Origin of the sequence: Paraburkholderia sp. CHISQ3, assembly GCF_030464945.1 — a bacterium.
Lineage (GTDB): Bacteria > Pseudomonadota > Gammaproteobacteria > Burkholderiales > Burkholderiaceae > Paraburkholderia > Paraburkholderia megapolitana.
In genome coordinates this window covers 130,162-144,007 of record NZ_JALPRG010000006.1, presented here as the reverse complement: position 1 = coordinate 144,007, position 13,846 = coordinate 130,162, and the positions used below count along the sequence as shown (strand labels likewise).

General features: G+C 66.8%; 3 protein-coding genes. All 3 read left to right on the top strand.

Features of this window, described 5'->3' with window-relative positions; translation table 11 throughout:
• Positions 1–107 precede the first annotated feature (107 nt).
• The 3 genes from M0D65_RS15750 (at position 108) to M0D65_RS15740 (ending at position 13,818) form a co-directional block, all read left to right on the top strand.
• Positions 108–7,103, top strand: a complete 6,996-nt coding sequence (locus M0D65_RS15750) for a type I polyketide synthase (protein WP_266253527.1) — start codon at positions 108–110, stop codon at positions 7,101–7,103.
• Positions 7,103–12,781, top strand: a complete 5,679-nt coding sequence (locus M0D65_RS15745; RefSeq protein WP_266253526.1) for a beta-ketoacyl synthase N-terminal-like domain-containing protein — start codon at positions 7,103–7,105, stop codon at positions 12,779–12,781. Before M0D65_RS15750 ends, M0D65_RS15745 begins: the two co-directional genes overlap by 1 nt.
• A 98-nt stretch (positions 12,782–12,879) precedes the next feature.
• Positions 12,880–13,818, top strand: coding sequence for a cupin-like domain-containing protein (locus M0D65_RS15740; protein WP_266253525.1), 939 nt, complete (start codon positions 12,880–12,882; stop codon positions 13,816–13,818).
• Positions 13,819–13,846 lie beyond the last annotated feature (28 nt).

Below are 13,846 nucleotides of genomic sequence, written 5' to 3'. Positions count from 1 at the left end.
TGAACCCCGGTTGCTCCGTCGATCCGGCCGCGTTGCAGCGCCGTTCGTCCGCGTCACACCCTGTCGTCCCAGCTACCGTACCCACCGAGTCCGACTAGAGACTGCTCATGCCCAAGTCCTCCAACGTCCAGCACCAGGTCTCCGCACCGATCGCGGTAATCGGCATGGCCACGGTACTACCGAAGGCCCGCAACCTCGGTGAGTACTGGAGTCATATTCTCGGTGGCACCGAATGCCTCGAGCCGGTGCCGCCGAGCCGCTGGCGCATCGATCAGTATCACGACGCCGATCCGTCGGCACCCGACAAAACCTACGCCGATCGCGGCGGCTTCATGCCCGATCTCGCCTTCGATCCGCTGCTGTACGGCATCCCGCCGAACAGTCTCGATGCCACCGACAGCGCGCAGCTCTACGCGATGATGGTGGCGCGCGAAGCGCTGCTCGATGCCGGTTATGCCACCGAGTCGAATGCCGCGGGCAAACCGCTGCCGGCCGCGCGTGCGGGCGTCGTGCTCGGCGTGGCCGGCACCACCGTCGAACTCGCGCTCGACATGGCCCGTCGCAGCGACATTCCGAAATGGCAGGACGCGCTCAAACAGGCCGGCGTCGCGGCGGAGCAGATCGATGCCGTCGCCACCGCGATGGGCAACTACTACCCGCAGTGGACCGAGGACACCTTCCCCGGCATGCTGGCCAATATCGTGGCCGGCCGGGTCGCCAACCGTTTCGGTCTGGGCGGCGCGAGCCATACCGTCGATGCGGCCTGCGCCAGTTCGCTGGCTGCCGTGCGGCTCGCGTGCCAGGAGCTGCGCAGCGGCGCCGCCGATCTGATGATCAGCGGCGGCGTCGACACCGACAATTCGCAGCTCGCGTTTCTTAGCTTCAGCAAAACGCCTGCCTTGTCGAAGAGCGGCAAGGTCAGTGCGTTCGATGCGGAGGCCGACGGCACGCTGATCTCCGAAGGCGTCGCGATGCTGGTGCTGAAGCGTCTCGCCGACGCCGAAGCCGACGGCGACCGGATCTATGGCGTGATTCGCGGCGCGGGGGCGAGTACCGACGCAGCCGGCGGCGCGATCTACGCACCGCGCAGCGAAGGTCAGTTGCGCGCGCTGCGCAACGCGTATGACGAAGCCGGTTTCCCGGCCAACAGCGTCGGCCTGATCGAAGCGCATGCGACCGGAACGACCGTCGGCGACGCGGTGGAAATCGCTTCGCTGCAGACCGTGCTCGAAGGTGCAAAGGCGCCGGTCGCGCTCGGCAGCGTCAAGTCGCAGATCGGTCATACCAAGGCCGCGGCCGGCGCGGCGAGTCTCGTCAAGACGTTGCTCGCGCTCCACCACAAGGTGGTGCCGCCGACGCTCAACGTCCGCAAGCCAAACACGCTGCTCGGCGAAGAGGGTCCGCTGTATCTGCCGAAACAGGCTCGTCCGTGGATTGGCAATCCCGATCATCCGCGCCGTGCGGGTGTGAGTGCTTTCGGGTTCGGCGGTGCCAACGTGCATCTGGCGCTCGAGGAATATGCGGCTACGGTGCCCGCCAATCCAGGCCATCGCCGTGCGTTGCCGCTGCTTTTGAGCGCCGCGACTCCTGCTGCGCTCGCGCGACTGTGCGAAGAAGTTGCCGCGCGCTTCGAACAGGACGCGGACCATACGCAGCCCTGGCCCGACACCGCACCGCCCGTCGATCACCCGCGTGTGGGCATCACCGCCGTCAACGCGCACGAGGCCGCGACGCTGTTGCATCTGGCCGCGAAGACGTTGTCCCAACGTGGCGAAGAAGCCGCGTGGAGCGTGCAGCAGACCGTTCATTACCGCCGTCGCGCGCTCGACGGCGACGCGAAGGTGGTCGCCGTATTCAGCGGACAAGGCGCGCAGACCGTCGGTATGGGCGCAAAGCTCGCCACCGATTTTCCGCAACTGCGCACGATCTTCGATGCCTTCGATGCCGAAGCAAAAGCACACGGCCACACTCCGATCACCGACCTGCTTTATCCGCCTGAAACCTTCGCCCCTGCGCAAGCGCTGGCACAACGCCAGGCGCTGACCCATACGTTGTACGCACAAGCTTCGATCGGCGCGTACAACATGGCCGTGTTCACGTTCCTGCGCGAGCACGGTTTCCGTCCCGATCTCGCAATCGGCCATAGCTTCGGCGAACTCTCCGCACTGTGGGCAGCGGGGAGCCTCGATGACGAGCAATACCGCGCCATCGTCCTCGCGCGCGGCGGTGCATTGACACCCCCTGCCGGACTGGCCGAAGGCGGTTTGCTCGCGCTGAATGTCGACGCCGAGCGCGTGCGTGCGCTGCTGCCGCAACTGCCGGGGATCAGCCTCGCTAACCTCAACAGTCCGCGTCAGACCGTAGCCGGCGGCGACGCGCAAGCGATCGAGCGGGCGTTGCCGGTGCTCAAGCAGGCGGGCATTCAGGCGGTCCGCATTCCGGTCGCCGCAGCCTTTCATACGGCACACGTCGGTTACGCGGAAGCCGCGTGGAACGACGCGCTCGCGACACTCGAACCGCACGCGCCGCGCTGTCCGGTGCTGGCCAACGTGACCGCCGCGCCCTATCCCGTCGATCCCGCCGGCATACGCGATCTGCTGCGTCGTCAGCCGTTCAACGCCGTGCGTTTTCGCGAACAGATCGAAGCGGCTTACGCCGAGGGCGGCCGCGTCTTCGTCGAGGTGGGTCCGCGCAGCATCCTGACGCGACTCGTCGGCGAGATTCTCGAAGGTCAACCGCACGTTGCGCTGCCGACCGCACCCGATCCGGCGGGCGACGACGGCCTGCAAATTCAGTCGGCGGCCGTGCAACTGGCTGTGCTCGGATTGCCGCTGCAGCTGGAATTTCCCGCAATTGAGAAAGCAGCGCCGCGTGCGCTCGCGTTCAATATCAGCGCGTCGAACCATCGCATCGGCAAGCGGCCGGCGTGGCCGGAAGTCGCGGGGGTTCCGGTGGCTGTGTCGGTGTCTGTACCAGTGACGGTTCAATCGCCCGCTGCGGCAGTGGCACCCGCGCAGCTGCCCGTCGCTGCTACGCAGAGCATCGGACAAGACGCGCAGGCAAATGCGTGGCTCGCCGATGTGCATCGTCAGTTCCTCGACGGTCAGCTCGAGCTTGCACTGACGCTCGCGAAGCACGCGCCGTCAGCCGCGGTGCTGCAGCAGATCGAGCGTGGCCAGCAACAGGCCATGGCGTTGCATCTGCAATTCCTGCAGGGACAGCAAGCGTTGTCGGCGGAAATCGGCGGGGCAGCAGTCTCGTGGTCGGGCAACGTCGGCGCACCGGTCGCTGCGCCGCAACTGGCGACGATCGCACCCGTTGCGTTTGAAGTACCACGCGCGAATGTGTCGGCACCTGTTGTTGCTGCGCGCGTTACAGCCCCTGTCGCAGCCCCGGCTCCGGTGGTCGCAAAAACGTCGGCACCTGTCGTTGCAGCCGCGAGCCAGGGTGTGGACATCACCGCATTGCTGCTGCGCATCGCAGCCGAGAAGACCGGCTTCCCCGCCGAGATGTTGAACGCCGGTATGCGCCTCGAAGCGGATCTCGGTGTCGACTCGATCAAGCGCGTCGAAATTCTCGCCTCGGTACGCGACGCGTTGGGTGTCGCCGAGGATGGCAAGCTCGGTGACGAGTTGCGTCAGGCGGCGACGATCGGCGACATCGCTGCGTTGCTAGCTAACCACCAGGGCGCAACCGCAGCACCATCGGTTACCTCGGTGGCTTCAGTTGCGGCGGCCACTCCGGTCGCGGCTCAGGCCAGCGCCGCAACCGGCATCGACGTCGCCGCGCTACTGCTGCGCATCGTTGCCGAAAAGACCGGCTTCCCCGCCGAGATGCTCAACACCGACATGCGTCTCGAAGCCGATCTCGGCGTCGATTCGATCAAGCGTGTCGAGATTCTCGCTGGTGTGCGCGATGCACTGGGCGTCGCCGAAGATGGCAAGCTCGGCGACGAACTGCGCCAGGCCGCTACGATCGCTGACATTGCAGCGCTGCTGGGCAACCAGCAAAGCGCAGCGGCTCCGTCGATAGCACCGGCCGTAGCAGCACCGGTCAGCGCCAGTGCGGGCATCGATGTCAGCGCGCTGCTGTTGCGTACCGTGGCAGAGAAAACCGGTTTCCCCGCCGAGATGCTCAACGAGAGCATGCGTCTCGAAGCCGATCTCGGTGTCGATTCGATCAAGCGTGTGGAAATTCTCGCAGGCGTGCGCGATGCACTCGGCGTGGCGGACGACGGCAAGCTCGGCGACGAACTACGCCAGGCCGCTACGATCGGCGACATCGCTGCGTTGCTGCGCGGTCATGTGCAAGTGCCCGCGGTAGCCACGCCCGTTGCGAGCGCATCAGGTTCGGCACAGACCACTGCGGCGGCTTCGGTCGCTCCGCTGGCTCCGGCCACTACTGACAGCATCGATGTCGGCGCCCTGCTACTACGCATCATCGCCGAGAAAACCGGCTTCCCCGCCGAGATGCTCAACACCGGCATGCGTCTCGAAGCAGACCTCGGCGTCGATTCGATCAAGCGCGTGGAAATTCTCGCCGGTGTGCGCGATGCGCTCGGTATCGCCGACAGCGCGAGCGCCGGTGACGAACTGCGCAACGCGGGCACGATCGCTGAGATCGCCGCATTGCTGACGGGCATGACCAATGCCGTAGCAGCACCCGCTGAGTCCGCAGTCAATACGCCACCGGCTGCCACGCCCACCTACGATGCGCAACGCTGGCGCTCGCTCGCAGTACGCGCCGTACCGATCTCGCTGGGACGCCCCGTTCGCATGATCGCCGACGCCGGCGTACTGCTGATCGACGATGGCGGCCCGCTCACCCGCGAGGTCGCCGCCCGCTTGCGGCAGCAGGGCCAACGCCCGATCGTTCTCGCGCTCGCCGGATGGACCGACGGCGTCAGCGAACACGCCGACGTATCGTGCGAACTGGCCGGTCTCGACGATGCACTGGCCGCGCTCGCCAACGTCCACGGCAACCCGCAAAGCGTGCTGTTGCTGTTGCCCGCAGGCGACGACGCGGCAAGCCGCCGACGCCTCGCGCTCGGCCTGCTGATCGTGCGCGCCGTGCTGCGCTGGCAGCCGCATTGCATTCTGGGCAGCGCGCGGCTCGATGGCCGGCTCGGCTTCGACGGCGGCGGCGATAGCGTGGCCGGCGGTCTCGCCGGTCTGCTGAAAACACTGCGTCACGAGCATCCGCAAAGCGTGGCGCGCTTCGTCGATCTCGCCGGATCGCTGGCACCCGCCGACGCCGCCGAACACCTGCTGTCGGAATGGCACGACTGCCAGCGCGCCGCCGTGTCACACAGCGATCCGCTCGCGCACTACCCGGCCGAATGCGGCTGGAATGCACAAGGCCGCTGGACCCTCGCCTGCACGGAAGAAAACGAAACCGCAGCCGAAACGCTGCCGTCGTTGCAAGCCGGCGATCTGGTGCTGGTCACCGGCGGCGCGCGCGGCATCACCGCGGCCTGCATCGAGGCGCTCGCGGCGCAGGTACCGGCGCATTTCGTGCTGCTCGGACGCACCGTCCTCACCGCCGGCGACCCGGCCTGGGCCGTCGGTCACGCAGCGGGTGCAGCGCTGAAAGCGCAAGCGCTGGAACACCTGCGCAGCAGCGGCAAGCAGCTCACGCCTCGCATCATCGATGAAGCGTGCCGCGCGGTCCTTGCCGCACGCGAAGTACGCGCGAACCTCGACGCCATCCGCGCGCATGGCGCGAAGGTCGACTACCTCGCACTCGATCTCGGCGACGCCGCCGCGACGCGCGACGCGCTCGCCGGTCTGATCGACGCGCACGGTCCCGTGAAGATGCTGGTGCACGGCGCCGGCGTGCTGGCCGACCGCCGCATCGTCGACAAGACCGCGCAGGACATCGAGCAGGTATTCGCGCCGAAGCTCGACGCGCTGCTGACCTTGCTCGACGCACTCGACACACAACCGCCGCAACGCGTGTTGCTGTTCTCTTCGACCGCGGGCTACACCGGCAACGCCGGGCAATCGGACTACGCAATGGCCAACGAGGCGCTGAGCAAGCTCGCGTTTCGCCTCGGTCATCGCTGGCCGCAGACACGCGCGGTCTCGCTCGCATGGGGACCGTGGGATGCCGGCATGGTCGACGAAACCTTGAAGAAGCTGTTCGCCGATCGCGGCATCGGCCTGCTGCCGCTCGCCGCGGGCACGCGGACGTTTGTCGAAGCGGCCCTGTCGAAACGTGGTGGCGGCAACCAGTATGTCGTCGGCGCTACGCTGCCCGCGCCTGGCGCCCAGGCCGGTTCGCGCGTGCGACTCGAGCGGTCCTTTTCGCCGCAGCAAGACCCGCTGATCGACGAACATCGCATCAACCGGCTCGCCGTGCTGCCTTCGGCGTGGGTCGCCGAGTGGCTCGTGGAATGCGCGACGCGCTGGCAGGATCGCGTGGTCACCGCACTCGAGGATTACCGCGTGTTCAAGGGCGTCGTCTTCGACACGCCCGCACCGGTGACTCTCACGCTCGAACTCGAAGTGAGCGGGCCGCATACGCTGCGCGCCTCGGTCACCGATGCCGACGGGCGCCCCCGCTTCGCCGGCAATCTCTGCTTCGACCGGTCGCTCGAAACGCGCCAGCGCAAGCTGCCGGTCGCCACCGACAACGCCGCCGATCCCGCCGGCTACCTGGCTGGACCGATCCAGTACGGGCCGAGTTTCCGCGGTGTGGAGCGCGTGTTGCAGCTGGACGCGCACAGCACGCTGATCGAATGCCGGATTCCTGCGCACGTGTCGGAGAACACGACGAGCCATGGGCTGCGACCGCTGATCTATGACATTGCCAGCCACGCCTGCCTCGTCTGGCTGATGGAACGGCACCGTGCGGCGTGTCTGCCGGCTTCGATGGGCCGCTTCAGCTGGCGCGGCGATGCGCCGATGCCGCGCGACTTCTTCGTGGAAATGCGCGTGCGCAGCCTGGTCGGCCCGCAGTTCAGCTGCGACTTCGAACTCTGCGATCGCGACGGCCGGGTGTTCGCGTTGCTCGAGGATTTCGCCGCCACCGTCGTCGGTGAAGACGACGCGCTGTGGAACCGCGATCTCAATGACGACGTGATCGGTATGGAGACGGCCTGATGCTCGCGCTCGATATCCTCGGCCTCGGTTGTCTGTTACCGGACGCCGACAGCCTCGACACCTTCTGGGCGAATCTGCTCGCCGGCAAACGATCGATACGCACAGCGGTCGCCGCCGACTGGGGCATCGACCCGAACCGCCTGCGCGGCACCGGTAGCGACCGCACGCCGAGCATCGAGATCGCGAGTCCGTCGGGTTATACGTTCGACCCGCACGGCTACCACTTGCCGGCCGAATTTCTCGCCGCCCAGGATCGTTGTCTGCAATGGCCGCTCGCCGTAGCGCGCGATGCGTTGCGCGACGCCGGCCTGTGGCCCGCCGATAAAGAAAGCCTGGCACGCACCGGTCTGCTGCTCGGCAGTTATGCCTGGGCAGTGGGCGCGGCCAGCGATGCGCTGACCCGGCCGCTCTACGAACAAGCCATAGCAGAAGCATTCGATGCCGTCGCTCCGCAGGCGCAACTGCGGCTCGCAACGGGCCGTGTGCTGAAAGGCACGCATGCGCAATCGGCACGCATTGGCGGCGGTCTCGTGCGCGGTATCGCTGGGGCATTGGGCCTGGGTGGTCCGCGTTATTCGCTCGACGCAGCGTGCGCCACGTCGTTGTACGCGCTGCGCCTCGCCGCGTTGCATATCGCCGCGGGCGAAGCCGACGCGATGCTGGTGGTCGCCGCCAACGGGTTCGATCCGCTGTACGCGAACCTCGGTTTCGCCGCGACCCAGGCGCTGCCAGACGGCATTCCGAGCCGACCCTTCGATGCGCGCTCGACGGGTCTCGCGCCCGGCGAAGGCGCAGTCGCGATGCTGGTGCGCCGGGCCGTTGTCGGCACGTCTACTTATGGCGTCATTCGCGCAGTCGGTCTGTCCAGCGACGGCAACGGCAAGACCCTGACCGCGCCCAATACACAAGGCCAGCAACTGGCCTGCGAACGTGCCTACGCGGACGCCGGTGTCGCGCCGTCCAGCGTCAGCTATGTCGAATGCCATGCCACCGGCACCCAGATGGGTGATCGCGTCGAGCTGGAAACGATGAGCGCCGTATTCGGCCCGGGCCAGGCAGTCGGCTCGGTCAAATCGAATCTCGGTCACCTGCTCACCGCCGCCGGCGCGGCCGGCCTCGTGAAGACCGTGCTGGCGATGCGCGAAGGCGTGCTGCCGCCCACCGCCGGCATCGAGCAACCGCTGAGCAGCGAGGCCGATATCGTGTGCGAACTGCGCACGTGGCCCGAGGGATTGCGACGCGCCGCGGTTAATGCATTTGGTTTCGGCGGGGTTAACGCCCATCTCGTTGTCGATGCGCCAGGCGCTGTGTCGACTGCGATCGATCAACGTGCCGATACGAATACGCAGCGCCGCGTCGAAGACACCGCAACACCGCCGCTGCTGACCGGCCTTGCCGCCACCGTCGGTGACTGCGCCAATCTCGATGCCGTCATCGAGGCTTTGCGGCAAGCGAAGCCACGGCTGCGCGATGCCCCGCCCGCGACATTCGCGGGCTTACCGTTCGTGGCACCACGCGGTGCCTATCTCGAGCGCGTCGCCATCGACGCGCTACGGCTGCGCCTGCCGCCGAAAGATCTCGAGCGGCTGCATCCGCAACAACCGTTGATGCTCGCAGTCGGCGACGCCGCATTGCGCGACGCCGGCATCGCCGCCGGCACCTGCACCGCGGTGATCATCGCGGCCAGCATGGACCATAGCGTGCACCGCCTGCTCGCTCGCTGGGAAAGCGGCTGGCGGCTCGCCGATGCGCTCGCCGCGGCCGGACTGTCTTTAAGCGACGAAGAACGCGGCAAGCTCGATCAAGCCGTGACCGACGCGCTGCATACCCCCGCCGATGCCGCCGTCGCGCTCGGCTATATCGGCAACCTGCTTGCGAGCCGCATCGCTTCGGCCTGGGATTTCTCGGGCCCCGCGTTCACGCTGTCCGGCGACGAAACCACGGCATTGCGTGCGCTCGATCTGGGCGCCCGCATGCTGGCGGAAGGCGTAGCGCAAGCCGTGCTGGTCGGTGCAATCGATCTGGGCGGCACCATCGAGAATCTGCTGGTCCGTCACGCAAACGGCGAGCCGATTCAGAACCCGCTCGCCGAAGGTGCCTGCGCCCTGGTCCTTGAACCGGCAGCGACACACGATCAGGCGCGCGCTTACGCGCAATGGCTCGGTGCCGGTTTCGCGGACAGCCTCGCCGATGCGGCGCAGCGTGCCGGGCAACGCGCAGGTCTCGCCGAGGGAACGCCTGTCGGGTTGTTCGAAGTGGGCGCCCTGCCGGCTGCTGCACTGGCTGCGCCGCTAGCTGAGGCAACGTGCCCGGCACTGGCGAGCAGCGCCGCGATATTCGGCGACGGCCATATGCTGACGCCTCTGCTTGGCGTGCTGAACGCGGCGCTCGCATTGAATGCGCGCAGGCTGCCTGGCTGGGCCGGGTTGGACACCGCAGCCGCTTCGAACGACGAGCGGAGCTCAGCAATCGGTACACCAGCTGCATTGGCCGCACTGGGCGAAGGTCGTGCGTACGTGCCGACCGGATCGACTCCATGGTTTCGCCCGGCCGGAGAACTGCGTCACGCCGCCGTGCTCGCGCGCGATCCCGACGGCAGCGCCGCCCACGCGCTGCTGCGCGAAGCTCCCGCTGCGCTGTCGCGCAGTGCGCCTACCACCACGCTACCGTTGTTGCTAACAATCACCGCGCAGACACGCGATGAACTCCTTGCGCGTCTGCGTGAGCTGATTGCCGCGCCGGCACAACTGGGTCTGCGTGCCCGGCAAACATTACGCGGCTACGACGCCGACGCGCCGCTCGCGCTGGCGTTGCTCGCCGACGATGTCGAAGGCTTGCTGGAGGAAGCGCGCGCCGCGCTGGCGCAGTTGCCCGCCGCGCAGGAATGGCAATCGCCGCGCGGCAGTCGCTTCAGTGCTGCGCCGCTCGGCCGCGAAGGCGGCGTCGCGTTCGTCTACTCGCCGTTGAATACCGCGTTCTGCGGGCTCGCGCGCGGCGTCGGTGCGTTGCTGCCCGGTGCGCTCGACAAGCTCGATGCCGGTTACCGCGATGCGGGCGCGGCGATGGGTGCGTCGTTGCTATATCCGCAGCGCCTCGCACCGCTCGATCCCGAAACACGGATGCAGATCGAGCAACGCCTGCTCACCGACAACCACGCGCTGATCGGCGCGGGTGTGCTGTCGAGCTGGCTGTACACGCGCCTGCTGACGGAGCGCATCGGCATCGAGCCCGTAGCGGTGTTCGGACATAGCCTCGGACAGCTCAGCATGCTGTTTGCCAACGATGTCTGGGAACCGGGCGATGCCTGGACCGCCCGGCTCGATCAGTTCGGCGAGCATCTGCAACGGCTGGCCGGCGACAAGGTGGCTGTGCGCGAACACTGGCAGCTCACCGACGACGAACCGCTCGAATGGGCCAACTACCTGCTGCTCGCGCCGGCCGATACGGTGAAGGCCGCTGCCGCGGGCGAGACGCGCGCCTATGTCAGCCTCGTCAATGCACCCGACGAAGTCACGCTGATCGGCGAGCAGGCTGCGTGCGCGAGAGTGCTGAAAAAGCTCGGCATCGGTGCGATTTCCGCGCCGGATAGCCTCGTCGTGCATTGCGACCCGGCGCAGGCCGAACGCGCCGGCATCGCCGCGGTATGCACGACATCGCAGGTCGGGCCTGCTTCGCCGGCGTTGCTGTTCGCCGGCGGCGCACCCGCCTCGTGGACTCCGCAAGGCATCGCCGAACGGATCGCCGACGACCTCGTCTCGCCGCTCGATTTCGCCGAACTAACCGAGCAGGCTTATGCGCGCGGTGCACGTCTGTTCGTCGAGATGGGTCCGGGCGCGAACTGCAGCCGCTGGATCGGCAAGACCTTGCACGGACGGCCGCATGTCTCGTTCGCGATGAGCCGGCGCGATCAGGATGACGTGCAGAATTTCGGCAGACTCGTCGCGTTGCTGGTCGCGCATCGGGTGCCGCTCGACATGGCTCGCGTCTGGGGTCTTGCCGACGAATCCAATGCACCGGCGAAGCCTGCGTTGTACAAGGAGCTTCGGTTCCAGCAACCAGCGCTGGCCGGCGTGCTGGCGGATAACCTGCGTCGGCTCGGTGTCGATCAGGCGTTGCAGCGCGCTGCGGGCAAGTCTTCGAACGCGCCTCGGGAGCACACGAACGCGTCGGCCGTGCTCGCGTCGGACACGCGCCCAGCGCGCTCTCAGTCTCACCTCGTCGCCAGCGTGCCGGCAGCTCGTCAGGACACGTCGGCTCAAACTATCGAGCAGCGCTCCAGCGAACTGAGCGCCGCCTTGCTCGCCATCGCTGCACGTCGCGCGCAAGCGCATGGTGCGTGGCTCGAACAGCATCGGCAGAGTCTGACCAGCCTGCTCGGTCCGACTCCTGCTCAGGCTCCGGCTCCTGCGGCACACGGCGACGAACACAGTGCGAAGCCCGCCGCGCGCCGTCGCGCCAGGGCCTCGCTCTACAACGAATCCGACGTCATGGAATTCGCCGAAGGCCGCATCTCGCACGTGTTCGGTCCCGCCTATGCCGCTGCCGACCAGTTGCCGCGTCGCCTGCGTCTGCCCGGTCCGCCGTTTCTCGCGCTAAGCCGCGTAACGGAAATGTCCGGCACCCACGGCCAGTTGCACGGTAGCCGCATCCGCACCGAATTCGACGTGCCCGATCCGGCGTGGAATGCCGTCGATGGACAGACCTGCTATCTCGCACTCGACGCGCAAGGCGTGCTGTTCCTCGCCGGCTGGCTCGGTATGGATGCGCAGAACCAGGGTCGCCGGGTGTATCGCTGGCTCGATGCTGTGCTGACTTTCCAGGGCGACACGCCGCGGGCCGGCGAATGTGTCGAATACGACATTCAGATCGTCGACTCCTTCCGCAACGGCGACTCGCTGCTGTTCAAGACCGAGTTCCAGGCCAGCACCAACGGTCGCCCGCTGCTGAAGATCGAACGCTGCACAGCGGGCTTTTTCACCTACGAGGAACTGGCGACCGGCGCAGGCATCGGCGAGCAGCACAAGGCCGTGCGCAAACCGGCAACGCAACCGTTCGTGCCGCCGCTGGCACCGCCCACGCGCGCACTCGAGACGCAGGACCTCGTCGCGCTCGCGCACGGCGACATCGCAGGCGTGCTGTCGGGTGCGCATGCCGCTGGCGGCCCCAACCCGTCGTTGCGTCTGTCGCCGACGATCACGCACATGATCGAGCGCATTCCGTACATCCGCAGCACAGGTGGCGTGTGCGGTCTGGGCGGCAGCATGGCCGAGTTCACGCTCGATCCGCAGCACTGGGCGGTACGCGCGCACTTCAAGGACGACCCGGTGTTTCCCGGCCCCTGCATGCTCGAAGGTGCGTTCCAGTTGCTGCAGGTTCATGCGCTGGCGTTAGGGCTCGGCCGCGGTTTGCGCGGCGCGCGTTTCCAGCCTGTGTGCGGACGCCCGGTGCAAGCGCGCTTTCGCGCCCAGGTGCTGCCACGCGGACAGGTGTTCGGCTACCGCGCCGACATCATCGAGATCGGGCTCGATCCCGAGCCTTATCTGATCGCCGATATCGACCTCATCGATGCGGGCCGGGTTACCGGCCGCATCGAAGGACTCGGTGTGCGCCTTGTCGGCACATCAGTCAACCACGCGGTCGATGCCGCCGCAGTTCATGCCCCTGGAGTCCTCGCATGAACCACAGCGCTTCTTCACTCTCAAGCAACGCAACGGCTGCGCCGAGCGATACCGATGAAAGCAACCCATTACATCCGCACAGAATCAGGAGCGAACCCATGACCGATACGACCAACCCGATCATCAAAGTCATCGATCTGGTTCCCGGCGAGCGACGCGAGCTTCCTTCCATCGCGGCCCAGGATCTGACCCGCGAAGTCTTCTGGAACGACTACGTGTGCCGGCACCGGCCGCTCATCATCAAGGAAGGCGCCGCGCACTGGCCGGCGGTCGGCAAGTGGCAAGACCCGGGCTATCTGGAGTCGCTCCCCTCCGACGCCAAAGCGTGGCTGAGCCGCACCTTCAACCCGCTACAGATCATGGTCATCAAGAAGGTCGTGCAGATCAAGAAAGTGCAGGACTGCGTCCGCGAGATGCGCGAGGCCCCCGCCGATCAAACGTATTCGATGACCGGCATTCCGGTGCCGAAGGAATGGCAGCAAGACCTCGGCGAGCACGCATTCATCTCGCCCGACCGCTTCGAGAAGGCGCCCCGCACTTACAACCGGCAGCGCATGTTCATCTACCGCAATGCGGCCTCGGACTGGCATTACCACGAGACCGACGAGACCTTGACCACGCAGCTGAGCGGCAGCAAGCGTTTCTCGATGTTCCGGCTCACGCCGGAAAACTGGGAGGACTGCAACAGCATCCTCGAAGCCAACCTGCACCACCTGAGTTGCGCGAAGCAGCTGTTCCCGCCGCGTCTTTCGCTCGTCAAGTACGAAGCCACGCTCAACCCCGGCGACGTGGCCTACATCCCGCCGTTCTGGTGGCACGGCGTGGACCCGGAAGACTCGGTGGTCGGCGTGACGCTCGCGAACTGCTTCCGCACGCCGTGGGAGCGTTTTGGCGACTGGCGCGACCCGATCACGCGCGGCATGACATCGAACAAACCGAAGCCGGGGTATCGGGCATCGCCGATACAGAAAAGCATGATTGCCTTCACTTCGCTGATGCGTCGTCTGAAGGGCACCCCCTGGCATGAAGAAGTTTGACCTCGCGACATCGTCGATGCAGAACCAT

Coding starts and splice junctions, on each gene's coding strand:
- M0D65_RS15745 (WP_266253526.1), top strand. CDS start 7,103: ATGCTCGCGCTCGATATCCTCGGCCTCGGTTGTCTGTTACCGGACGCC.
- M0D65_RS15750 (WP_266253527.1), top strand. CDS start 108: ATGCCCAAGTCCTCCAACGTCCAGCACCAGGTCTCCGCACCGATCGCG.
- M0D65_RS15740 (WP_266253525.1), top strand. CDS start 12,880: ATGACCGATACGACCAACCCGATCATCAAAGTCATCGATCTGGTTCCC.